This window comes from Leeia speluncae (assembly GCF_020564625.1).
Taxonomy (GTDB): domain Bacteria; phylum Pseudomonadota; class Gammaproteobacteria; order Burkholderiales; family Leeiaceae; genus Leeia; species Leeia speluncae.
The window spans coordinates 241,009-265,082 of sequence record NZ_JAJBZT010000003.1 but is presented as its reverse complement, the minus strand read 5'-3'; the positions used below and the strand labels follow the sequence as shown (position 1 = coordinate 265,082).

The window sequence follows — 24,074 nt, the reverse complement described above, 5'->3', positions numbered from 1 at the left end:
TGATTTTGCACGTCTGACAGGAGGCCGAAAGCTTACCTGTCAGCAACCAGCAATTATAGCTTTTCAGCGTTGCCAGCTAGGTATTCAGCAACCCCTTTAGGGTCAGCTTTCATACCTTTGTCGCCTTTGTTCCAACCTGCTGGGCAAACTTCGCCGTGCTCGTCGGTGAACTGAATCGCGTCAACTAAACGTAGTAGTTCGTCAATGTTACGGCCGATAGGCAAGTCGTTAACGATAGATACACGTACTTTGCCAGATTTGTCGATCAAGAATGCGCCACGGAAAGCAACGCCGTCATCTGTCTCAACGCCGTAAGCTTGAGCGATAGCGTGGTTGATGTCAGCTGCCATGGTGTACTTCACTGCACCGATACCACCAGCATTGATTGGGGTGTTACGCCATGCGTTGTGAGTGAAATGAGAGTCGATAGATACTGCAACTACTTCTACGCCTTTTTCTTTGAATGCGTCCATGCGGTGATCCAAAGCGATCAACTCAGATGGGCAAACGAAAGTGAAGTCTAGTGGGTAGAAAAATACCAAGCTGTATTTACCAGCGGTGGTTTGAGAGAAGCTGAAGCTGTCTACGATTTCGCCAGAACCCAATACGGCTGGTACGGTAAAGTCAGGGGCTTGCTTGCCAACAAGTGTTGCCATTTGTCACATCTCCATTGAAAGATTGCATCGTCTGAAAGTAGACGCTGCTAAAAGTAGGGTACTCCACACTCTGACTAGGTCAGTAGCTGGGTAGTTCCGAAAAAACTTAACTACCTAAGTATAGCGGGGATTGTATTAAAAAAAAGTGGGGTGCTTGAATTTAGTGATTGATTTTTTCTATTGGCTCGATAGAAAAAAAGCATTGGTGTTTGCACCAATGCTTTTTCCTTTTTTATTGCCCCGTGTGGGTGTGATGTCTGTGTTGACCTAAAAATCTAGACAACTCACTGAGCGCTTTTTGGTATACATCACGCTTGAAGTCAATGACCGACTCTAGCGGATCCCAATAACTACTCCAGCGCCACGCATCAAACTCTGGATGAGAGCTTGCACGTAAGCAAACGTCACAATCTCGGCCGGTTAGTCTTAGTAAAAACCAGATTTGTTTTTGACCACGATAACTGCCTCGCCATTCTCTTCTGATCCAACTCGTGGGAACGTCGTAACGTAACCAATCGCGGGTTCTGCCGAGAATTTGTACGTGATCAGGTTTTAGACCGATTTCTTCTTGAAGCTCACGAAACATGGCTTGCTCAGGCGTTTCGCCATGTTTTATACCTCCTTGTGGAAACTGCCAAGAATGCTCCCGTATCCGTTTACCCCAAAACACTTGGTTTCTACCATTACACAATATGATGCCGACATTGGGGCGATAACCGTCGCGATCAAGCATAGTTATCACCTTGCAAAACTAATGAACTGACGTGATTTTTTCACATTTGGTCGAATTTTTCCAGTCTGGTAATAATTCGGTCATCCTTTTGGCAACAGTGAACTCTGTTTTAGATCAGCAAGTTGTCTTTGCTATGCGGATTTTCATCCACCAAACGGATCAGTAAGTCATTAAATGCCAAGCCTGTACTATCGGATAATGCCTCCGCTAACTCATGCAAGGCTTCAATGCCGGGCTGATGCTGCGTACGGTTAAACGCCATTACAATCGTATTGCCATGCCGGTAATCCGGAAGTAACAAAATTTGGCCTTCAAAAATCGCCCGAATACGTTCCACTAGCATTTGAAACTGTGGAGAACTACGCCATAAATTCACCATCATGATGCCATTTTCAGTCAACGCTTTTTTTGCATTGTGATAAAAGGCATCGCTACATAGGTTGTCTGCTAGCTTATGGCTGCCAAAGCCGTCTACCATAATTACATCGGTATGATTGGTTTTATCGGCAATAAATGCGCCACCGCAGCCAATGTGAACCGGCAGTTTCTCTTGGTCTACCGGTAGCAAGAATGCACTGTGGGCGACACTCACCACTTCAGGGTGCAGCTCGACACTTTCGATCACTGCATTCGGAATGTGTTTATGCATAAACTTAGGCAACGATGCACCACCTAAGCCAAGTACCGTCACGCGTTTGGGACGGTCGTTAAATAGCATAAAGCCCATCATGCAATGGGTGTAGGGTAAAACAAGGACGGCAGGGTCGCTAATTCGCATAGCGGACTGAACGGTTTCAGAACCTAAATGCAAATAACGGATGCCGCCTTTTTCGCTTACATTGATGGCAACGGATTCGTTGCCTGCCGTATTTCGGCGAGTTCTAAACAAGGCCATTTAGGGGGCCTTTGGCCATTCGGCACGGGTAGTACGGATTTCTGCGCCCACGGCTTCTACATCCGGATAGGCCTCTAGTTTGGCGGTTGAGACACAAACCGAGTTTACCTCTGGGCAGGTGAAGCAAAGGTCGACAATGTTTTCTGCCAAGGCTTCTTGTAAATTGAAGTGCTTGCTTTTGACTAGCTCGACAATCCCATCGCGCAAGTAGTCATAGTCTAGCGAGTATTGCACGTCATCTGCGGGTAGGCGGACATCATCTAATTCCACTTCTAGATTGATGTGAATCGTTTGGCGACGCAGACGTTCGTGTTGGTAAAAACCAATAGAGGCCATTAATCGTAAATTACGAAAAAAAAGTTTACGCACAATTTAGCTTTCAGAGATAAATACTTCGGCCACCATCAACATTTAAGACATGGCCAGTGACATAGGGTGCTTCTAATAACAAGAAAGAGACCGCCCCCGCTAAATCTTGCGGTGTACCGGCTCTTTCTAAAAACGTGGTAGCAAGAATGGCATTTCTTGCCGTTTCATCAAAGTCTGGGTGCGACTCAGGCCAAATATTAACGCCAGGCGCTACCGCGTTCACCCGAACAGCCGGTCCTAACTCTCCTGCAAGCGACTTTGTTAACGCCACAATACCCGCTTTGGCAATCGAGTAAACCACATGACCGCGCATGGGTCTTTCTGCATGAATATCAGCAATGTTTACAATGGCCCCTTTGCTGGCGGATAAGTAAGGGGCGGCGGCTTGGCTTAGCCATAAAGGCGCTTTTAGGTTGGTGCCAATCAGGTCATCCCAACTTGCTTCTGTAATGCTGCCAACAGGGGTAGCGAAAAAACTAGACGCGTTATTTACCAAATAATCTAGACGGCCAAACGTTGTAATGGCGGTTTCTACCAGTACATCTAAGGCGGCTGTATCTAGTAGATCTGCTTTTACCGCGACAGCAGAGTGGGGTCTTAGCGCATTCAGTTTGGTGACTAAGTCATTTGCTTCTTTTTCTGCCTGCCGATAATGAATGACGACATTCACCCCTTTGGCGTGCAAAGTTTGGGTAATGACAGATCCTACCCGTTTGGCTGCGCCGGTAATGAGGGCGACGGGTTGCTCGGATAAATGACTAGTTGAATTGGTTGCCATACTGAGTTGGTAAACGCATTCGTAAGAATCGAGAGTCTTTATTTTAAACTATGTAGCAAAGGTTTAGGCGACTTCTCTTTGCGCCACATACAACAATACATGCGTTCATGAACAGATACGCTCACTTACTCAGTTAGCTTTGGTTACAATAGCGCGCTGCAAAATAGGGGTGAGCTCAATGGCTGATTTAGAGCGATTATCTACGTGGATTAAATACCGTAGTGGTTTGTGTAAGGACTGTACTGCGGCATGTTGTAGTATGCCGGTGGAAGTGCGCCTAACGGATCTTATCCGTTTAGGATTGGCGGACGAGTTTGAGCGCGGCGAACCCCTAAAACAAGTGGCAAAACGCCTTGAAAAACAGCGCGTTATTGAGCATTTTAATTTCAAGTCTGGTCGGTTTACTTTAGCCAGAAAAACAAACGGCGATTGTTTGTTTCTGGATCAAGATACACGCCTCTGTACCGTTTACGACAAGCGCCCGGATACTTGTCGCAACCATCCTACCATTGGTCCTCGCCCTGGTTTTTGTGCTTATACCCCGCAGATGAGGCAGGGTAGACGGTCAAGTTAGCAAAAAGCGTTAGGATTGACTGAATATTCTTTGCATATCTGTCATATAATCAAGCCATGCAAAACCCGCATGAACCTCCTTCTTTAGATCGCATTGATTTAGCGTTCGGCTGCCTATGTCTGCTGACAGGGGGGATATTGTTTTGGAAAGTGATTACGTTTTTCCTAGACGTGAATCTTCAGCAAATCACTGCGAAGGCAATTATTGGAAGCTGGTTGGCTGTTTGGTTAGGCGCCAATGCACTTAAAGTGGGGAAGTCGATTGTGAGCGACTCCATTGCATGGATGCGCTGGCGTAAACTGCACCCACCGCCGCCACCGGTTGATGAGGTGGAAGGCGAATCAGAAGATACTCCTGTTGATGCACAGGCTTAACGGTGTCTTCTACTGAATCTACAATCAACGAACTTTCCCTACTGGCTGCTGCACCGCAGCTTGGTCAATTGCTTTCTGCGCTCGATCGACCTATTTTTTTAGATCGCTTATTTGATTGGTTGTCTGGGTATTTGCCTCACCAACAAATGAATCTTTACCGCTATGTACGACCAACACGAGGAGAACCTGTTTCTGCCGTAGAAGTGCTGTATTGGTCTTCAAAAGCCGAGTCACTGGGGGATTACCCCCAGTTGCAAGCGTATGTGGGTAAATATTGGCATGAAGACCCGGCGCTAGATGTGATTCAGCATCTAGCCGAACCTTGTTTGTTTGTTGCGAGTACCGATCAACTAGGCGAGGCCTTTCTCAATGCCTGCTACCCCGGGGGCGCTTCGCAAGATTGTGATTTGCTGTGCGAATGGGGAGATGATGTCTTATTGCTTGCGCTATATCGTCTAGATGGCGCTTGCCGTTTTACCATGCAAGAACTGGCAGTGTTGCGACAATTATGGGCAATGATTTCGCCGATGTTGGTGCAACATTTGCAATGTTGCCAACGCGAACCGGTGATGCTCACCGAGGGCTTATCGCTACGATTTGAGCAAAAGCTATTACGTCAGCGAATTCAGTTATCGCCAAAAGAATATCAGACCTGTTTGTTACTGCTTTCTGGTCAGAAATTACCAGCAATTGCGCATGAGTTAGCGGTGACCGCAAATACCGCCAGAACGTATCAGCAGCGAGCATTCCAAAAGTTAGGCGTGAGTAATCAAGCGGCTTTTTTTGCTTGGACGAACGCCTAGTCATTTTGCTGTGTCCTCAGATTCGGGGACATACAGTTATCTTTATCACACATAGACTTTGCCTCATCTACTCCTTTTTGGGCTCGGTCTATATGGATCTTATTCGTGATTTCTTCCAACAACATGGCATTACCGAAGTGGAATGTATTGTTCCTGATACGACAGGTATTGCAAGAGGAAAAATTATCCCCAGAAGTAAGTTTGAAACAGGGGAAGATATGCGGATGCCGGTTGCCGTATTAGAGCAAACCGTGACTGGAGACTACCCGGATGAATCTAGCACCGGGCCGACAGACCCAGACATGGTGTGCATTCCAGACCCTACTACCATTCGCTTAATTCCATGGGCGACAGACCCCACCGCACAAGTGATTCATGATTGTGTGCATTTTGATGGTTCACCTGTCGAAATTTCATCACGCTATGTGCTGCGCCGTGTGCTTGCGCTTTATGAGGAAAAAGGTTGGCAGCCAGTCATTGCACCAGAGTTGGAGTTCTATCTGGTGGATATGAACCGTGACCCAGATTTGCCTTTACAACCGCCGATTGGTCGGACGGGGCGGGCAGAGTTTGGTCGCCAGGCGTACTCGATTGATGCGGTGAATGAGTTTGATGCGCTGTTTGAGGATATTTACGAATATTGTGAATCCCAGCATCTAGACATTGATACGCTCATTCATGAAGTGGGCGCGGCACAAATGGAAATTAACTTTTTGCATGGCGATCCATTGGCCTTAGCTGACCAAGTTTTTCTATTTAAGCGCACAGTCAGAGAAGCTGCACTTAGACACAAGATGTACGCCACGTTTATGGCTAAACCGATGGAAAATGAGCCGGGGAGCGCTATGCATATGCATCAAAGCGTAGTGGATAAGGAAACCGGGCAGAATATTTTTACCCAAGCAGATGGCACGCCTAGCCAAGCGTTTTATCACTTTATTGCCGGGCAACAGGTATATATCCCATCTGTAATGCCTATCTTTGCGCCATTCGTTAACTCTTACCGCCGATTATCTCGCTTTACCGCGGCCCCTATTAATGTGCAGTGGGGCTTTGATAACCGTACGGTAGGGATTCGTATTCCTACTTCATCCCCTGCTGCAAGACGCGTCGAAAACCGTGTGGCTGGCGTAGATTGCAACCCATATCTAGCGATGGCCGCTACCTTGGCATGTGGCTACTTGGGTTTGACCCAGCAACTCTCTGCGACAGAACCATTAGCAACCGATGGGTACGATTTGCCGTATGAGTTGCCTAGGAATTTAGAAGAGGCAATGACACGTATGCAAGTCTGCGAGCCAATTGCCGAAGTCTTGGGAAGACAGTTTGTGAATACCTATTTGCAGACGAAAGAACTAGAGCATGAAACCTATAGCAAAGTGATTAGCTCTTGGGAGCGGCGTCACTTATTGCTGCATGTCTAAATAAAAGTACTCGTCAGAGTCGTTAACGAATTACTTGGTATTTTTTGGAGAGGAAATCACCATGTTGGTTAGTCGTATCAGCAAAGTTATCCCTAGTTTCGTTGTGTTGGCATCCTTGTCGGCTGCTTGCCAAATGGCGTGGGCAGAAGAGCCTGTTTTAAACATCTATAACTGGAATGACTATATCGGAAAAGACACCATTCGCCAGTTTGAAAAAGAAACCGGCATCAAGGTGAAGTACGACGTTTACGATAGCAATGAAACCTTACAGGCCAAACTGCTAACGGGGAAAAGTGGTTACGATTTAGTGGTGCCATCTTATGAGTTTGCGGGTAAACAAATTCAGCTTGGCGTGTACCGAAAGTTAGATAAGGCGAAGCTGAGTAATCTAACGAATCTCGATAGCAATATCTTAAAGAAAATGCAGCCGGCAGACCCCGGTAACCAAGTGTTAGTCCCTTATATGTGGGGAACAACGTCAGTTGCTATTAACGAAGATAAGGTGAAAAAAGCGTTGGGTGGCAATTTACCGACGGATGCATGGCGCTTGGTGTTTGATCCAAGTTACACCAGCAAACTAAAGGGGTGCGGCATTTCCTATATGGATAATCCGTCGGATGTGTTTGCGATGCAAAACATTTATCTAGGAAAAAATGCCAATGATTTTTCAAAAGAATCGTTAGATAAAAATGTCTCTGAACTCGCAAAAGTTCGCAAAGATATTCGCCTATTTAATGCATCCCCGATTGATTTGTTAGCCAATGGTGATGTGTGTGTAGCACTAGCTTTTTCTGGTGATGCATTAGCCGCTAGAAATCGTGCAGAAGAAGCCAAAAATGGGCAAAAAATTCGCTACATTATTCCGCAAAAAGGAACGGTTGTTTGGGTGGATAGCTTGGCAATTCCTAAAGATGCCAAGCATCCGGATAACGCGCACAAGTTTATTAACTTTATTCTGCGGCCGCAAATTACCGCGAGTATTAGTAACGAAATTTTCTATGCCAATGCAAACACCAAAGCAACGGCCTATTTAGATAAAGCGATTTCAGGAGACCCTGCGGTGTATGTACCAGAAGGTTTAATGAAAATGCTGGTCGCAGAAAAAATTATTCCAGCTAATGAGCAACGGTTCTTAACACAAAGCTATACCCGTTTTAAAACCAATAAGTAATGTGTGTTTCCCCCTGAAGTGAGAAAGGCGATTGTATGTCTTTAATGAGTTTTGTCAGACAACCCCATGTGGATTCTTACTATGCCGCGACCGCGAATGACCATAGTCGTTATCCCACGTTAACCGAAGATTTAACCGTCGATGTCTGTGTGGTGGGCGGTGGGTTAGCAGGGGTGTCGACAGCACTCAACTTAGCGGAAAAAGGCTATAAGGTAGCCTTGGTGGAGGCCTCTCGTATTGGCTGGGGTGCAAGTGGGCGTAATGGCGGGCAGATGATCTATGGGTTTGCTTGCGGCATGGATACGTTTGCCAACTTCATGTCGGAAGACGAAGTAAAGCAAGTCTGGCAAATGGGGATGTATTCGCTTGATATTATCCAGCGACGCGTAAAAGACCATCAAATCGATTGTGATTTGAAGACGGGCTATTTCCATGCGGCAAACAAGCCTCGTCATTTAAAAGAGTTAGAAGCTTGGCAAACAGAAGCCATTCAACGCTTTGGACATAACCGATTCTCATTGGTCGATCAAACCGATCTTTCAAAATATGTCGATACAGCGGCTTATTTAGGCGGCATGTTTGATCCGGATAGTGGTCATCTTCACCCGCTGAATTACAACCTTGGGTTAGCTCGTGCGGCTAAATCGGCTGGCGCCATGATCTTTGAAGAGACGCCTGCAACGGATATTCACATGAGCCAGCAAGCCGGCCAGAAAAATGTGGTGATGACGCCGACAGGTGAAATCCGTGCGGAATGGCTGGTGCTGGCATGTAATGCCTATATTGGTACGCTTTCTCCTGCGCTCGATAGAAAAATCATGCCAGTTGGCACGTATGTGATTACCACCGAGCCGATGGAAAAAGCCCGTTGCGACGCCTTAATGCCGGCACGCGCGGCCGTCTGCGATAGCCGTTTTGTGTTGGATTATTTCCGCACGACGAAAGATAACCGAATGCTATGGGGCGGCAAGGTAAGCTATTCCAAGTTACCACCGGCAGATTTGCCCAACGCAATGCGTGCTGACATGCTAAAAATTTTTCCACAATTAGCCGATTTAAACATTGAGCATGCGTGGGGAGGCTTTTGCGATATTACGATGAGCCGTGCGCCGCATTTTGGCCGCTTGTCTCCTACCACTTATTTTGCACAAGGCTTTTCTGGCCATGGTGTCAATGTAACAGGGCTGGCTGGTGAACTCATTGCTAACGCCATTGCCGGGCAAGCAGAAAAGTTTGATTTGTTCGACAAGGTAAAACACCGTGATTTCCCTGGGGGAAGTTTATTTAGAACGCCTGCGCTAGTCATGGCGATGCTCTACTACCGGTTAAAAGACTATCTATAACCCCAAAAATAAAAATGCAGATAAGTGAAAAGTCATGATGAAACATGCATTGTTAATAGATCCAGAAAACTTAGCCGTCACGCCACAAACCGACTTTCCGCTGAATGATCGTCGAGTCAGTGGTAATCCATTACGGACGACTTGGAACTGCTATACCACACAAGATGAAAAACTCTTCGTTGGCGTATGGGCATCTGAAATTGGCAGCTGGAAAGTGGTTTGCGATCCGAATGAAGAAGAGTTTTTCACCATCATCGAAGGGGTGGCAAAAATGATCGATGAGGATGGCCAAACCACTACCTTTCATCCGGGACAAGGTGGCGTGATTCCTGGTGGATATCGGGGTACGTTTGAAGTAATTGTACCGGTCAAAAAATACTATATGATTACCACCCGTGACGCAGGGTAGTGCCGCTATTATTTGTGGGCGAAGGTTGTTTTGACAGAGGTGAGTATTGATGCAAGTACAGATTGTCGATTTACCCGCTGTACGATTGGCGACTATACGAAAAGTAGGGCCGTACGGGGAAGCGATCAGCTTATTCTGGAAAGAAACATACTTACCTTGGCTAGCAGAACAGCATTTATTAGCAAACAGTCAGTATGGGATTGGTTACGATAATCCCTATATCACCCCTGCTAATGAATGTCGCTATGATGCGGGCGTGGAAGTATCTGACGATTATCTTATTCAATCGCCTGCTGTAGAAACAACCCTAGCGGCAGGGCAATATGCCGTCTATGCGTTTGAAGGAACCTCTTCCGACATCGTGCAAGCATGGAAAATGCTGATGCAAGATTGGCTACCAAAAAGTGGTTATGAGTTAGCAAATCTACCTTGCTTTGAACGGCATATTCGTCCAGTTTCCTCCGAAATAGTTGGGCTATTCGCCTGCGATATATGTATTCCGCTGAAATCTAAATCTGTCTAAATTTTAATCTGCCCGTCTCTATTTCACGACTTACAGACTTGCTTGACCAATTGGTCAGCAATTGCTCAAAATCATTGATGCCAATCAAGGTGATTTCTATCTGACCTACCTAAGCTATCGAAAATCTTTACGAGAAGCTATTTTATGTGACTGATTTGTAAAGAAAATATAATTTCTATTGGCGAGTGTAGGTCGGCGTATGAAACAGAATCATCCCATTACTCAAAACGAAAAAGCTTTTAACCAAGGTTTGATTGTCACCAAAACAGACTTAAAAGGTCAGATTACTTACGCAAATGATTTATTTGTTGAAATCTCGGGTTTTAGTCGAGAAGAGCTGATTGGTCAGCCTCATAACATCGTTCGTCATCCAGACATGCCTGCTGCGTTATTTAAGCAGCTATGGGATACGGTAACGACAGGGGAATCATGGCGTGGTTTGGTAAAAAATCGTTGTAAAAACGGCGATTTTTACTGGGTCGATGCGTTTGTGGTCCCATTGGTAGAGAAGGGCACGCCAGTTGGTTTTATGTCGGTTAGAAAACCAGCAGACAGAAATGAAGTTGCACATGCCACCGCGCTTTATCCTACCTTACAACAATTAGCGGAAGTGAAGTTAGCGAAAACAGAAACCTTGCTTCCGTGGCTAACGCCATTATGTGTCTTGGTTCTGATGCTAGCACTTGTTGGCAATCTGTTACTTAACCCAACTTGGATGGGGGGCGGATTGTCTATTGTGGGCGTTGTGACGCTGATTGCTTGGTGGTGGTTAGAAAGAAATAAGAAAACCCAGCAAACCAAGCTGCTCACTGTGTGTGATGCAATTGCAAAAGGCAACCTAACCAATCAACTTGTCTTATCTAAAGCGAGTGACTTGGGGCGACTTGAAGCTGCATTTGCCACGATGCAAGTGAATCTAAAAGTGATGTTAGACGAGTTGCAACATTCGTCTAGAGATCAGGCGAGCAATGCAGTGGAAGTAACAAAGAGTATTGCTGCACTAGTCGAACAAGTCTCTAGTTGCAAAGTACACTTTCAAGAGATGAAGCAAGAATTAGAAGATTTAAAATCGTCAGAAGAGCGTGTGAAAGGAGCGGCGGAAAAGACGGCGTTACTCAGCCAAGATAATCAAAAGAGCCTAATGGACTGCGTGTATAGCATGCAAGCCACCCATCAAAAGAGTGTGTCTTCTCATCAGCTAGTGAAAGACATGCAGGTGTCGATCGATGAATTAAACAAGATCGTCGCGAGCATCTCTCATATTTCTCAGAATATTCATGACATTGCCGGCCAAACGAATTTATTGGCTTTAAATGCGGCGATTGAAGCGGCAAGGGCGGGTGAAAGCGGAAAAGGTTTTGCGGTGGTGGCAGACGAAGTGAGAAAGCTAGCAGAAAGAACGACAAAGAGTACGCAAGAAATTAGTGCTCTGGTTCAACACGTCTCTCATGCGACAGATTCGGCGAATAGCGCTATTCACCAAATTGCTGATGAATCCTCCGCAACGGCGACGATTATGCAGCACACGATGGATGAACTGAGCAAACTACAGTCTTTAGCAAAGCAAGTAGATGCCATGATGCAAGACATTGCCAAAATGAATTCAGAGCAATTTGAGACGACTAGCCATTTAGCGATAGAAATGGAAATGTTGTCAGATTCATTAACGGCTTCTGCTTGCCATGTGGCAGAAAGCCGTAATTCGCTAGATGAGCTATCTAATCAGGCGCGCTATGTTGAAAAAATGGCAGATGCGTTTAAAGTCGAGTAAACGTATTAGCCTTCACGGGTAAGCTCATCTACTAAACCATTGATGAGCTTATTCGCGATACTGTACTTGAATGGTTGTGTTGGTAATTCATCTAATGAAAACCAGCGTGCATCTTCAATTTCATTGTCGTCTGGTGTAATTTCTCCGCTATCGTAATCGGCAACAAACGCCAGCATTAGCGAGTGTGGAAACGGCCAGCATTGGCTATTAAAGTAGCGAAGGTTTTTAATCTTAATGCCGACTTCTTCCATCGCTTCTCGGTGAATGGTTTGCTCGATGCTTTCACCTGGTTCTACAAATCCTGCTAGCGCGCTATACACGCCAGGCGGGAAGTGTGGACCTCTTGCTAGCAATAATTGTTTATCTTTTTTGATGAGTACCATCATGGCTGGGCTAATACGCGGATAGGCTAGTTGCCCGCAAGATGGACATACTCGCGCCCGCTCACCCAGTTTAATGGTGGTAGAGGTACCACAACGCCCACAAAAACGATTCGAGCGATCCCACTCGAGTATCTGCAACGCTCTCGCTGCAATCCAAACAAAGTGCTCTTCTATCTCGGCAAACGCTGCGCGCAGCCCGAGCCATCTGCCTGCTGTCTCTTGCTTTTCAGTTAAGTCGACCGCGTAGCAATGTTGTCCAGCTAAATCCCCAATGTAGTGATGTACTAAATCGAAATAAGACTGGTTATTTGGTAAAGACAACATGTGCGCATCTACGTAGCACAATTCATTCTCATAAAACCCAAACAATAAGGGGGCTTCTGTGCTTGGTGCGGATGGCGTGAGGGTCGGCTCAAATGCAAAAGGGAGCATGTTTAATCCAGTTCTTTATATTCTACGAGCACGATATCTAGCTCTTGCGGGCCTTCGGGCGTTTGCAAGATGACCGTATCACCTTCTCGTGCTTTTGTTAGTGTTCTGGCGATGGGAGAAATCCAACTCACATAGCCTTTGGCTGGATTAATTTCGTCTAGTCCAACAATGCTAATGGTTTCATCGTCACCACCGTCACGATTAAACGTCACGGTTGCGCCAAAAAATACCTGATCCGTATCTTTTCGTTCTGTATCGACGACTTCCGCAGTCTCTAGACGTTTTGTCAGAAAACGAATGCGACGATCGATTTCTCTCAGTTTCCGTTTTCCATAAATATAGTCACCATTTTCTGAGCGATCTCCATTACTGGCTGCCCAACTCACAATATTGACTAACTCCGGGCGCTCTGTCGAAACTAAATGACGTAGCTCATCTAGCATGCGCCGATGGCCTTTCGGGGTCATGTAGTTTTTGCTACCAGGCGGAATAGGCGGGACGCCTGCTGGCAGATCGTCATCGTCCTGATCGGTTTCTTTTGTAAATGCCTTGCTCATCTGAATAATAGTTTAGATAGTGCGATGAAAAAGATAGTCAGAAATTTTTAAAGAATTTTATACTGATGTGTAAGATTCTTGAAATTGGTACGACTAACGTTTAGGTGACACAAAATATGACGGGAAACTATTTTCACATATTGCGGTCAGTCTTGTATTGACAATACACCTATAAAAGAGAATCGTATCATCAAATTTATCAGGAGTTTTCAAGATGGATAAAAAACAAGCACTAATCTTAAGCGCAGTTGGTTCTTTACTTGCTGTTAGTTTTGTTGCAACACCAGTTGCTGCTGCAGAAAAAGAAAAATGCTTTGGTATTGCAAAAGCAGGTAAGAACGATTGTGCAAGTGCAACAGGTAGCCATAGCTGTGCTGGGCAAGCTAGCAAAGATAACGATCCTAACGATTGGAAATACGTGGCCAAAGGCACCTGCCAAAATATGGGTGGCATGGTCAAGTAATCGTCGGTTTCACTGAATCAGAAAATTCGGGTAGACCCATTCCCTACCCGAATCCGCTGCAGAGATGATCTGTGGCATTGCCAATCTCCATTGGCAAAAACAGGTAAAAAAATAAACATCATTACCTGTTGGTTGGGAGCTGTAAGGTTTCATCAATCATTTCAATTCAGGAGACACAATAATGCAATCGAAGCAGAAACTGATGTTAAGCGCACTAACTGGATTAATGGTTCTGGGCGCATCTGCCAGTGTGATGGCAGAAGGCGAAACAGAAAAATGTTTAGGTGTGGCAATGGCCGGACAAAATGATTGCGCTAGCATCAATGGCAGTCATAGTTGTGCAGGGCAAGCAACCGTCGATCATGATGCGGCTGATTGGAAAAATGTACCCGTTGGAACATGTACCCAAATGGGTGGCGAAGTCTCCTCTTCTTAAGTTTATCTAATCAAACCAGCGGGGTGTTTCCTCGCTGGTTTGATCATCAACTATCATCCAAATGAACAATTTAACGCATTTACCCGTGGCGGCAGGGCTTGGGTTACGCCACCCTTTTGTCAAAGAAGTTTGGCAGAAAAAACCAAAAGTGGCGTGGTGGGAAGTCCATAGCGAAAACTATTTTGATGGTGGTGCCAATTTAGCCACCCTCAAAGCGTTGCGTGCTCACTACCCAATTAGTTTGCATGGGGTAGGGATGGGCATTGGTAGTGCTGTGCCACTTGATCAAACACATTTAAACCGGCTGGCAGATTTGGTTAATGTGATTGGGCCAAACCAAGTGTCAGAGCATTTATGCTGGAACCGAACCGAAAAAGGAGCGATTCCCGATTTACTTCCTGTGCCTTATACACAAGCCATGATCGACTGGATCGTCGACCATGTAGATCAGGTGCAGAATAAACTAAAGCGGCAAATTTTATTAGAAAATGTGTCTGCTTATTTAGCCTTTGAAGGTAATGAGATGACCGAGGCCGATATGCTGGCTCAGATTGTGCAGCGATCTGGCTGTGGCATCTTATTAGATGTGAATAATATCTATGTGAATAGCGTGAATTTAGGTGTATCTGCCGATGCGTTTTTGGCCGCGATGCCTGCTGGTTCGGTAAAAGAAATTCATATTGCAGGCCACAGCGAAGAAGATGGTTTTTTACTCGATACCCACGATCACCCGGTTATTCCACCTGTCTGGGCATTATTAGAAAAGGCCTATCAATATGTTGGGCCTGTTCCTACCTTGTTAGAGCGTGATGGCAACATCCCTGTATTAGACGAATTACTGCTAGAAGTCGCTACAGCAGAGGAAATACTGGGTAAGGTGAAAAGAGAAAAGGGGATGTCTTGATGAATCCAACTGTTCAGCAATCACAGTTTTTTGATTTGATAACGTCTCCAAATCTAGCAGAAGACGCATCGAGTTTATTTTCTGTTTTTAGCCCTCAGCGATTAGCTGCGTATCGCCGCAATCATCAACTCAATCGCACCCATGCACTCAGTGCTTTATTTCCTGTTGTGACTGCTTTAGTTGGGCAAGCTTTTTTTGAGGAAATGGCGGCGCAATATGTAAGTAGCCAAAGAGCCATATCGCCCAATCTTCATGATCTAGGTCACGACTTCCCTGACTGGATGGCGTCTTATCCCCCAGCTATTTCATTGCCATACCTACCGGATGTGGCAAGGCTAGATTGGCGCGTACATTGCGCTTTTTATGCAAAAGATGCGTCACCATTATCACCTTCTAGCCTAGCATCTGTGCCGCCAGAAAAAATAGGGGGACTGATCTTTGTTTTTCATCCTGCTGTCTGTCTCATTCAATCGAATTGGCCGCTAGCGGATATTTGGGAATACCACCAGCCAGAACAAAAAGTGGTGCAAGTGGATTTAAATAAACCAGGCGGCGGGGTGCTCGTGACTCGTATTGCTAATGTAGTAACGCCTATCCGGCTCTCAACAGTAGATACAGCGGTGACCAACGCGCTGATTAGCGGGTGTGGTTTTGCAGAAGCGGTGGATATAGGGTTGGCAATCGATGAGGCATATCAGCCGCTATCCACGCTGCAATGTTTGTTTGAAGCGAGTGCTTTGATCGATATTCAATACTAACAACAATAGAACCCATCCATACAGGAGGAACACATGCGTCGCTCTCAATCAAACCGTGAATGGCAAGCACCTTGGCTAACTGCATTGCAATCGATCGCTTTGCTGTTAATGCGTATAGAAATCTTCCGCGTTTTTTTTCGCTCGGGGCTTACCAAAATAGATGATTGGTCTATTACGATCGCTTTATTTACCGATGAATACCATGTGCCATTATTACCACCGAGCATCGCGGCACCATTAGCTACTGGCGGCGAGTTAATTTTCTCTGCGCTACTCATTGCGGGGTTATTTGGACGTTGGGCGGCGATTGGCTTATTTGGTGTGAATGCGATGGCGGTCATCGCTTACTGGCATGGTTTGGTGACACCAGCGAGTGTATGGACACCTGGTCTTTATGATCATTGGCAATGGGGGCTGATGTTGTTTGCCCTCTCTGTTTTCGGTACTGGCGGAATTGGGTTAGATCGCTTTCGTAAATCTGCTTAATTTTTGATCGCTAATAAATTTCTTAATCAATTCAATGGGGTAACTGCTTTATCCACAAGCTTTCCCCATGCTTGTCAAAAATGGATGTGGAAACTCTGCTATGTTATCCACATCCATCCAAAAATACTCTTTTACATTTGGTTTTGTGCGGTTATCCCCCAGATCGGCTTATAATTTGCCTAAATTATGAGCGCAGGTATTTTGTTGTTTAATTTCAGTGATTTAATGAATTTATCCACAGCTTATCCCCGAGCTAGTTCAGTTCCAATGTGAATGAGTTTGTGGGGCTGATTAAATTTTAATCTGGCATGTTTTGTTGAATAAATTCATGGGTTTAGCAACCTTTTCCACAGGCTTTCCACGGAGGTGTTCAAGCTTGATGTGGAAAGATGAGTTGAATAACTTTATCTGGTCAAAAGAATCACCATTTTTCTCTCTTTGTGCTTAAGTTTGACTTAAGCTTGCAAAGGTAAACTTTGTTTTGCCAGTCTCAGTCAGCGTGTAGAAGGACTGCTAAACGTATGAGTCGAGTCTGGATGGAAAGTATCCGTCGAATCTCCCGTTGATGGATATTTTCCGCACCTTACAAAATGGGATGGAGAATAAAATGGAAAATAAAAGCAAAGTACTCGTTTGGGATCTACCCACACGTGTGTTTCACTGGGTGTTAGTGATTAGCTTTCTAACCGCATACTTTACTTCTGAAGGTGAGCACCTTCGTAGTATTCATGTGCTGGCTGGTTACAATGTGGCACTCATGATTATTTTCCGTTTAATCTGGGGACTTGTCGGTACGCGTTATGCACGGTTTACTCAGTTTATCCGTTCTCCATTGGCCGCTATTCGTTATTTCAAAGCCATTAAAAATGGCGACCCAGAACATCATGTTGGGCACAACCCTGCTGGTGCATTAGCCATTCTGGCGTTACTTGCATTTGGTATTGCAACGCCATTAACTGGCTGGCTAACTTTTTCCGATACGATGGATGCGGGAGAGATTCACGAACTACTTGGTAATGCGTTCATGGGCTTAGTGGTTATCCATGTAATTGCTGTTGTGTTAAGTAGCGTACTGCATAAAGAAAACCTAGCGCGTGCCATGGTCACCGGTAAGAAAGAGGGCGCATCTACAGAAGGTATTCGTTCAGCTAGACCATTAGTGGGCGCTTTATTGTTAGCCTTAGTGGTTGGCTTTGTTTACTCAGGCTACGGTGGTGCAAAAAGTTTACTTGCCCAACAGCCAATGTTTGCGCCTTTATTTCAAGATAATCGGCTAGAAGCTGGAGATGACTATAGCAGTGCAGATAGTAGCGAACCCGCTAAACAGCTGGTGTTAGCGAGTGCCGGCGAAACAAAGCACCATGATGATGGTGATGAAGATGAGCATCGTGAAAATGAACATCACGATAAAGAGTCGGGTGAAAAAGATTAATCCATTTCTCTAGTCGTTCAGATTAATATAAAGAAAAAGGCGGCCATTGGCCGCCTGAGTGTTGAGTGAGTCTTGCGTTGTTGTTGTAGAAATCTTTACTTATTGAATCTCTTCTGGTTTCACTACTAGCCAGTTTTTATCTGCTGTGACCGACTGACCAAGTGCCGCTTGTTGCTTAGCCGAATCTTCCCACCACTTTTGAATCACCGGCATATACTTCGCTTTGCGGTTTACCCACACTCTAACGCCACCTTTTGCCACATCTGTGCCATTTAACAGCATGTAACCATCAGAAATTGGTGTGTCACCAGCGACTAAGACCGGTTTTTTCCACTGGTCAATCCAGCCTAAAATGGTCCCCATTTTTCCTTCATACCAAGTCATTGGGTTCATTAAATAAGGGGTTAATTCCATATTTAAGTTAGCAGCTTGGTTGTAAGTACCTTTTTTGATTTGCAAACGGGACGTTGTTAGTGCACCAGTGCTTTTGTCTTTCAAAAGCATATTCACACCAATAATGTTTTCTGGTTTTGCGTTGTAGCCATATTTAGGATCGGCTACTACCATGCGAACAAGTTCTTCACTAGCTGCACTGATCACATAAACGCTAATGCCATTTTCTTGCAGCTTGTTATATAGCTCTTGCATGCCGGTATAGAATTTGGGTGGGGTAGAGCTCGCCTCAACTACCTCTTCACCGTTGTAATATTTCACGGGCACCGGTTTGCCTTCGGCAATCATGTCATCAAGATGACCTTTCAGTTCTTTTAGCGTCAGTCCAGAGAAAACTTGTGCTACCCATGGATAACAAACCAAATCATCTACTTCACACATTCTCACATAGTAGCTGTATAGGCTCTCTTTGAATGTTGGTGTGTCTTTAAATGGAATCAGTTTTAAAGATGGGTCTAGCTTTTCTCGGGTAATGATTCCTTTCATTTCTAAGTACGGGAGCAGGGATTCTTCAAGGTCATAGCGGTAAGTCGTGTTGTCTGCGTCAAATACAGCATAAGCGCCGGTATTTGCATTTTTCTTGATCATCGCATCGAGTTTGGCGGCAACGTCAGCTGGCCAATGCGTTAATTCCGTTGCGGACGCAGAGAAGGTGGTTAACGCCAGTGAAACAGACACAAACAGCTTTTTCCAAGAATTCATATGGGCTCCCAATAGTGGAATGAAAATTGTTGTTGTTTGAAACTGTGTGATGAGTATTACATGAGTAATTTAAAAAGTACACAATAATACAAAAAAACACACAAATACCCATTTTTGAAAAAAGGGGGATCAAATAGATACTCAAACCCGAGGGCGGGTGAGGTGTGTTTAATGTAGTGGAAGAGAAACGGTAACGGTTAAACCTGTACCTTCAAGGCGGTTGCTAAGTTGAATGGTGCCATGGTGTAAGCGGACAATCTCCGCTACTAACGAAAGCCCAAGGCCAGTACCTTCTTGACGTGTGCCGGTGATTCGGTAAAAACGATCGAAGACACGATCTAATGATTCTTCTGGAATACCTGGACCTGTATCTTCAATGATTAAAAGGGCTTTATCGGTGTCGGACAGGCAGGAAATGGAGCACACACCACCTTCAGGCATATAGCGCAGCGCATTATCCACTAAGTTGCGCAGCATTAATTGCAATAAGGTCGCATCGCCATTCACAATAATGGGATTATCTGTCAGCAGTGCTAACTCTTGCTGGTGTGATAATGCTCGTCCTGCCTCATTCGCAAGTGTGTTTCTTGCTAGTTGTTGAAGGTCTATTGGCGTGTCTCCAATCAAGGTTTGATCATGTTCAATGCGGGCTAACGCAAGCAACTGATCCAGCACGCGGGATGTTCTCCCTGAACCTTCAACCAGTTGCTGCAATGCATGCGCACGTGTTTCTGGATCTTGGCTTTGGCTGGCTAGTTCAGCCTGCACACGCAACGCGGCTAATGGCGTTCTGAGCTCGTGTGCCGCATCCGCGGTAAAACGTCTTTCTTTGCGAATCGATTCATTTAGCCGTTCTAGCAGCGCATTCAGTGCTTTTAACATCGGCTGCACTTCTGCGGGAATATTTTCATCAGGGACGGGTTCTAGGTGTTGTGCATGCCTTGTACCTATCTCAGAGGCTAGCCGGGTAAGTAGTTGTAATCCTCTGCCAATCGACCATGAAATCATAATGGCTAAAACAGGGGCAAAGAGTAAAAAGGCGAGTAACTGTGTGGTCACAATTTCAGCAACCACTTTATGTAATTTTTCTTTATCTTCTAGCACGCGAACTTGTAGCGAATGGTCTTCATCCCAAACGGCAAAAGAGCGCCAACTTTGTTTGTCTTGGCGATTGACGGCAAAACCACTTTCCGGGTTAAACGGAACGGAAGGTGCGTTTGGACTGGCAATAATTAATGCGCCATCATTTCGCCAAACTTGTACTTGTAACTCATCATTCTTCGCAGGGAAATGTTCGCTCTCGATTTCTTCCTCTTCCCCTTTTTTATCTCGGTGCTTTATTGAGCCTTCAATATTAAAGGCAAGCAGTGTGTACGCTGTTTCTTGTAGTTTGCTATCTAGTAACTCTAATGCCTCGTGCCTAGCTGCATAAATGGTAATCAGTGCTGTCACTAACCATAGTGACAACATCGCAATCAATGTATTTTTTAACAACTGTTTTTTTATTGAAGGCATTGTTTTTTCAGCACTTTTTTGCTTTTGACCAAATGGTTTGTCACGTAAACGTCACATCAAATTAGTAGAATGACTCTCTGGTACAGGATATAAGAGTCTCGAGGTTTAGTGTGTCAGTACATGCCTTTAACCGCATGGATCGGGAAGATGAACAGCTTAATTTTTTCATGTCCATTTTGGATAAGGAAGAATTGCATGCCCATTTTCAGCCGATTGTAGACTTAAAGCAAGGCCGAATTCTTGGCTTCGAAGGGCTTATTCGTGGCCCTGTGAATTCCACGTTAGCCTCTCCCGCGCAATTGTTTGATATTGCAGCGCGCCACGGCCTGTTATTGCCCCTAGAGGCGGCATGTCGACGTGTGATTATTCGCCAATTTGCAGAGCGCCAACTACCTGGTAATTTATTTTTAAATACCAATCCAGACTGCTTTTTTAGCCCCGCTTTTTCGGTCGACATGCTGGTTGATATCGCCAAACAAAATAACTTTCCAGCAAGCCGCATCGTTCTTGAAATTACCGAAAGCCGTCCAGTCACCGGCGGCTATCAAGCCTTGTTGCGCAGTCTGACGCCGTATCGAAATGCAGGCATTAAGATTGCGCTAGATGACTTAGGCGCGGGTTTCTCAAGCTTGCGTTTGTGGTATGAGTTGCAACCAGACTTTGTCAAAATTGACATGCACTTTGTGCAAGAAATTGACCGCGATCCACTCAAAAAGCACTTTACTACAGCGGTTCAACACCTCACGGCTTTGTCTGGCAGTTGCTTGATTGCAGAAGGTATCGAAACCCATGAAGAACTCCGTATTTTGCAAGAGTTAGGGGTGGCGTTTGGGCAGGGCTACCTGCTAGGTAAGCCGATGGGACTGGCATCTCCTACGATGAACCCAGACGTGCTCGCCACCATTCAACGAGAAAATGAGCGTATTCAATTACATCAGCAGGGCAGAAAGACCAATCACTCGCTTTCGCTGATGATGCAAACGGTAGCACCGGTTAGCCCAGAAACCTTGAGTGAAACGGTTTACCAACGCTTTGCCAATGACCCCGAGCTATATGCTTTACCTGTGGTGGCGGATGGGCGCCCGATTGGCATGTTAGATAGGCAAACTTTACTCGAACTATTTGCCGGGCATTACAAACGAGACTTATATGGTAGAAAACCTTGTCACCGATTAATGGACACCAACCCATTAGTCGTAGATGCTACCTCTGATTTGTCGGTCGTTAGTCAGCAGGTGGTGGCAGAAGGGCGCAGCCAGTTATCGAAAGGGTTTATCGTTACGGAAGGTGGTTATTATCGGGGGATCGCAAGCGCGTATGACGTCATGCGCGCCATGTCAGCCCATCAACTTAATCAAGCGAGATACGCCAATCCGTTAACGCAACTCCCTGGCAATGTGCCGATTGATGAGCAAGTCGACATGCTGATCGCAAACAACGTACCGTTTGTTGCGTGCTATGCTGATCTCGATCATTTCAAACCATTTAATGATGTATATGGTTACCGCAAGGGTGACGACATTATTCGGCTAACAGCCAATCTGCTGTTAGATATTTCTCAACCCAAGCGTGATTTTGTCGGGCATATTGGCGGGGATGATTTTATCGTGCTCATGCAAAGTGCCGATTGGGAACATCGCTGTCGTATGGCTTTACAGCGCTTTGATCAAGATGTCAGCAATCTGTTTTTACCGGGTCACCGAGAGCAAGGTGGCTTTATGGGGGTTAACCGCCAAGGCGAAAACACCTTAATCCCATTAACCTCGTTATCGATTGGTGCAGTCGTCGTGCCATCCGGTGCTTGCAGCACACATCACGATTTGGCCGAGTTAGCGGCAGAGGTGAAGCATATGGCAAAGATGACACAAGGAAGTAGTTTGTCTATTTGCCATATGAGTCAGGCTTGGCGTTAATTCTTAAGAACAGAGTGTTTCAAGCGGTAACGGTCTTTTCCAGAACTTCCACTTGTCACTTGTTTGAATACGGTAAGTGGAGGTTTCAGATTCGTCAGAGAGTACTAAGTCTAATTGACTCACTTTTCCACTCGATAACGCCGCTGCAAGTGGCGTAAACCAAACATCTTCCACTTCACGTAACGCTTCTTGCCATGCCCACACATCTTGGCGAATCTGCGCCCAATTCGCCGTTTCTAGCTTAATTAACGCATCTTTTTCAGATTCGAGAATCATCTCGCTTCTTGATGGGGATGGGCTAAATGGGATGTTCAATTGCTTGGCGAGGCCTTGCCACATCACGTTATCTATCCACCATTGGGTTGACGACGGCTGGCTAGCTGTTTGTGTTGATTTGCCTGGGCTTGATAACCAAACGCCATGAATCACCGGCATCCCTTTGGCATCTCTTTCATCATTTACTGGGTGGTTATACATCAGCATTTGCATTTCATTCATTTGCCGATGCCAAACCATCGCATTAGGGCCGGTTGGCAAAATCGGGTCCATGCTTCTGCCCACCGCGGTTTCAAACGGCGTAAATGACTCCGTCACCTCATTCGCAACATGTAGCAGCCACTGATCTGGGGTTTGCACATAAAACTGCATACCATCCTGAGCGAAATGCTGATTTAACCCTCTTACCAATGCTTCTGCTTCCAATAGGCTAATCCCTAACTGGCCCGCATCGGCAATTCGTAATTCGGATCGATTGGGAATTAAGTGGATCGGATGAGCAAATAGCCAAGTCCCTGCAGAATCTGTTGGCTGATTGGCTAACAAGCTGGCTGCATAGGCTGCCGACGGGAAGTCTCGCGATTGGGTGGCGTCCGCTAACCAATCATTGCATGTGCCAGTAATGGATTTAATTTTACTTGCTTTGCCTAATAACCAAGCCAAAGAAGGAAGAGACAACTCTCTAAAGAATTGCTTATCTGCATGTGGCCAAATCAGGCCGGGAAGTACTAAAGTCAGTTTCATGGGCAGAATTGTAAACCTGACCCTTATAAAAAGAAATGATGAGATGGATGATCAGAAATCCTGAATAACGCTTAACGAAGATAGTAAATCCGCGTTACTATCCGGTTTAGGCTGTTTAGCCGACTGTTTTACGCACATTTAACGAAATACAGGGCAATCAGGTGACAGAAGAGCAAACGTCGCAACCGGATAATCCGGGGCATCTACAAGTTATCCAACATGTGTCTGCCAATATCAAACAGGCACGACAACAAAAAGGCTGGAGCCAAGTGCATTTGGCGACGGTCGCGGGCGTTAGTCGGCGTATGTTGGTGAATATTGAAGCCGGTGAAAGCAATGTCAGTATTGCGACGGTAGACCGTTTGGCAACGGCGTTAAATGTCCCGTTTGACCGAATTGTCAGGGCGCCGCAACCAGATGCTCAACAAATGAAAGCGCCGGTGCGTGTTTGGCAAGGAAACCAGCCTGCTAGCCATGCCACGCTATTGCAAAGTGTGCAAAGTAGCAATACCACGGTTGAACTGTGGTTTTGGCAGCTTGCTCCGGGTGACTCATATCAGTCAGAAGCGGATCCTGTTGGCTACCAAGAAATTCACTACGTGATGAGTGGTGAGTTGGCCTTGGTCACAAAAGGCAGAATTCATGTCGTGAAGGCGGGTGAGTCTTTTGTCTTTGCTAGCCAAGAGCCTTATGCGTATCAAAATAGAACCACGCAAATGCTCTCTTTTACCCGAAATATGGTCATGGCGCTTTAAGCACTAAGTTTAGGTCCCCAAAAACAAAAAAACAGGCTCGAA

27 protein-coding genes are annotated in these 24,074 nt (G+C 45.6%); 17 read left to right on the top strand and 10 right to left on the bottom strand.

Going from position 1 to position 24,074, the window contains the following annotated elements:
* Nucleotides 1-53: 53 nt before the first annotated feature.
* The 5 genes from LIN78_RS07190 to LIN78_RS07170 all read right to left on the bottom strand — a co-directional run bounded on the left by LIN78_RS07190 (nt 54) and on the right by LIN78_RS07170 (nt 3,431).
* Nucleotides 54-656 (bottom strand): peroxiredoxin, encoded by a 603-nt coding sequence (locus tag LIN78_RS07190; protein WP_227179986.1) that lies wholly within the window; start codon nt 654-656, stop codon nt 54-56.
* A 232-nt stretch (nt 657-888) separates the two neighbouring features.
* Entirely contained in the window at nt 889-1,389 is a 501-nt protein-coding gene (locus tag LIN78_RS07185; protein WP_227179984.1) for an RNA pyrophosphohydrolase, read from the bottom strand.
* A 109-nt stretch (nt 1,390-1,498) separates the two neighbouring features.
* Nucleotides 1,499-2,284, bottom strand: coding sequence for a spermine/spermidine synthase domain-containing protein (locus tag LIN78_RS07180; protein WP_227179982.1), 786 nt, complete (start codon nt 2,282-2,284; stop codon nt 1,499-1,501).
* The gene (locus LIN78_RS07175) at nt 2,285-2,653 is read right to left on the bottom strand and encodes a dihydroneopterin aldolase (protein WP_227179980.1); all 369 of its coding nucleotides are present in this window, start codon (nt 2,651-2,653) and stop codon (nt 2,285-2,287) included.
* A gap of 10 nt (nt 2,654-2,663) precedes the next feature.
* Nucleotides 2,664-3,431: a pteridine reductase gene (locus tag LIN78_RS07170; RefSeq protein WP_227179978.1), complete on the bottom strand. Its 768-nt coding sequence runs from the start codon at nt 3,429-3,431 to the stop codon at nt 2,664-2,666.
* A gap of 178 nt (nt 3,432-3,609) precedes the next feature.
* Between LIN78_RS07170 and LIN78_RS07165 the strand changes: the two genes are divergently transcribed.
* The 9 genes from LIN78_RS07165 (at nt 3,610) to LIN78_RS07125 (ending at nt 11,823) form a co-directional block, all read left to right on the top strand.
* A complete protein-coding gene (locus LIN78_RS07165) occupies nt 3,610-4,005 on the top strand; it encodes a YkgJ family cysteine cluster protein (RefSeq protein ID WP_227179976.1) in 396 nt (131 codons plus the stop codon).
* Between the two features lie 56 nt (nt 4,006-4,061).
* Nucleotides 4,062-4,379, top strand: a complete 318-nt coding sequence (locus LIN78_RS07160) for a hypothetical protein (protein WP_227179974.1) — start codon at nt 4,062-4,064, stop codon at nt 4,377-4,379.
* Nucleotides 4,380-4,381: 2 nt separating this feature from the next.
* Nucleotides 4,382-5,182, top strand: coding sequence for a helix-turn-helix transcriptional regulator (locus tag LIN78_RS18340; RefSeq protein WP_227179972.1), 801 nt, complete (start codon nt 4,382-4,384; stop codon nt 5,180-5,182).
* Between the two features lie 92 nt (nt 5,183-5,274).
* A complete protein-coding gene (locus LIN78_RS07150) occupies nt 5,275-6,606 on the top strand; it encodes a glutamine synthetase family protein (RefSeq protein WP_227179970.1) in 1,332 nt (443 codons plus the stop codon).
* A gap of 61 nt (nt 6,607-6,667) precedes the next feature.
* Complete coding sequence (locus LIN78_RS07145; protein ID WP_227179968.1) at nt 6,668-7,777, top strand: polyamine ABC transporter substrate-binding protein; 1,110 nt, start codon at nt 6,668-6,670, stop codon at nt 7,775-7,777.
* 35 nt (nt 7,778-7,812) lie between these two features.
* Entirely contained in the window at nt 7,813-9,120 is a 1,308-nt protein-coding gene (locus LIN78_RS07140; RefSeq protein WP_227179966.1) for an NAD(P)/FAD-dependent oxidoreductase, read from the top strand.
* A 34-nt stretch (nt 9,121-9,154) separates the two neighbouring features.
* Nucleotides 9,155-9,529, top strand: coding sequence for a cupin domain-containing protein (locus LIN78_RS07135; RefSeq protein WP_227179964.1), 375 nt, complete (start codon nt 9,155-9,157; stop codon nt 9,527-9,529).
* A 49-nt stretch (nt 9,530-9,578) separates the two neighbouring features.
* Complete coding sequence (locus tag LIN78_RS07130; RefSeq protein ID WP_227179962.1) at nt 9,579-10,052, top strand: AraC family transcriptional regulator; 474 nt, start codon at nt 9,579-9,581, stop codon at nt 10,050-10,052.
* A gap of 199 nt (nt 10,053-10,251) precedes the next feature.
* Nucleotides 10,252-11,823 carry a methyl-accepting chemotaxis protein gene (locus tag LIN78_RS07125; RefSeq protein WP_227179959.1) on the top strand — a complete coding sequence of 524 codons (1,572 nt, stop codon included), beginning with the start codon at nt 10,252-10,254 and terminating at the stop codon, nt 11,821-11,823.
* Nucleotides 11,824-11,828: 5 nt separating this feature from the next.
* On the opposite strand, the gene nudC is transcribed toward LIN78_RS07125, so the two are convergent.
* On the bottom strand, nt 11,829-12,638 hold the full coding sequence (nudC, locus tag LIN78_RS07120; RefSeq protein WP_227179957.1) for an NAD(+) diphosphatase: 810 nt from the start codon (nt 12,636-12,638) through the stop codon (nt 11,829-11,831).
* A gap of 2 nt (nt 12,639-12,640) precedes the next feature.
* Nucleotides 12,641-13,195: a transcription elongation factor GreB gene (gene greB, locus LIN78_RS07115; RefSeq protein ID WP_227179955.1), complete on the bottom strand. Its 555-nt coding sequence runs from the start codon at nt 13,193-13,195 to the stop codon at nt 12,641-12,643.
* A 214-nt stretch (nt 13,196-13,409) separates the two neighbouring features.
* Here greB and LIN78_RS07110 point away from each other — a divergent pair, with 214 nt between their 5' ends.
* From LIN78_RS07110 to LIN78_RS07085, 6 genes are all read left to right on the top strand, one after another.
* A complete protein-coding gene (locus LIN78_RS07110; RefSeq protein WP_227179953.1) occupies nt 13,410-13,658 on the top strand; it encodes a BufA1 family periplasmic bufferin-type metallophore in 249 nt (82 codons plus the stop codon).
* Nucleotides 13,659-13,839: 181 nt separating this feature from the next.
* Nucleotides 13,840-14,094 (top strand): BufA1 family periplasmic bufferin-type metallophore, encoded by a 255-nt coding sequence (locus tag LIN78_RS07105; protein ID WP_227179951.1) that lies wholly within the window; start codon nt 13,840-13,842, stop codon nt 14,092-14,094.
* A gap of 61 nt (nt 14,095-14,155) precedes the next feature.
* The gene (gene bufB / locus LIN78_RS07100) at nt 14,156-14,998 is read left to right on the top strand and encodes an MNIO family bufferin maturase (protein WP_227179950.1); all 843 of its coding nucleotides are present in this window, start codon (nt 14,156-14,158) and stop codon (nt 14,996-14,998) included.
* Nucleotides 14,998-15,756 (top strand): HvfC/BufC N-terminal domain-containing protein, encoded by a 759-nt coding sequence (locus tag LIN78_RS07095; RefSeq protein WP_227179948.1) that lies wholly within the window; start codon nt 14,998-15,000, stop codon nt 15,754-15,756. The genes bufB and LIN78_RS07095 overlap by 1 nt, the downstream gene beginning before the upstream one ends.
* A gap of 33 nt (nt 15,757-15,789) precedes the next feature.
* Nucleotides 15,790-16,242 (top strand): DoxX family protein, encoded by a 453-nt coding sequence (locus LIN78_RS07090; protein ID WP_227179946.1) that lies wholly within the window; start codon nt 15,790-15,792, stop codon nt 16,240-16,242.
* Between the two features lie 607 nt (nt 16,243-16,849).
* The gene (locus LIN78_RS07085; protein WP_227179944.1) at nt 16,850-17,674 is read left to right on the top strand and encodes a cytochrome b/b6 domain-containing protein; all 825 of its coding nucleotides are present in this window, start codon (nt 16,850-16,852) and stop codon (nt 17,672-17,674) included.
* Nucleotides 17,675-17,773: 99 nt separating this feature from the next.
* On the opposite strand, the gene LIN78_RS07080 is transcribed toward LIN78_RS07085, so the two are convergent.
* The gene (locus LIN78_RS07080; protein WP_227179943.1) at nt 17,774-18,829 is read right to left on the bottom strand and encodes an HAD family hydrolase; all 1,056 of its coding nucleotides are present in this window, start codon (nt 18,827-18,829) and stop codon (nt 17,774-17,776) included.
* 168 nt (nt 18,830-18,997) lie between these two features.
* Entirely contained in the window at nt 18,998-20,344 is a 1,347-nt protein-coding gene (locus tag LIN78_RS07075; protein ID WP_227179941.1) for an ATP-binding protein, read from the bottom strand.
* A 167-nt stretch (nt 20,345-20,511) separates the two neighbouring features.
* Here LIN78_RS07075 and LIN78_RS07070 point away from each other — a divergent pair, with 167 nt between their 5' ends.
* Nucleotides 20,512-22,257: a GGDEF domain-containing protein gene (locus LIN78_RS07070; RefSeq protein ID WP_227179939.1), complete on the top strand. Its 1,746-nt coding sequence runs from the start codon at nt 20,512-20,514 to the stop codon at nt 22,255-22,257.
* 3 nt (nt 22,258-22,260) lie between these two features.
* On the opposite strand, the gene LIN78_RS07065 is transcribed toward LIN78_RS07070, so the two are convergent.
* Entirely contained in the window at nt 22,261-23,277 is a 1,017-nt protein-coding gene (locus LIN78_RS07065) for a hypothetical protein (protein ID WP_227179937.1), read from the bottom strand.
* Between the two features lie 161 nt (nt 23,278-23,438).
* Here LIN78_RS07065 and LIN78_RS18335 point away from each other — a divergent pair, with 161 nt between their 5' ends.
* The gene (locus LIN78_RS18335; protein ID WP_227179935.1) at nt 23,439-24,032 is read left to right on the top strand and encodes a helix-turn-helix domain-containing protein; all 594 of its coding nucleotides are present in this window, start codon (nt 23,439-23,441) and stop codon (nt 24,030-24,032) included.
* Nucleotides 24,033-24,074 lie beyond the last annotated feature (42 nt).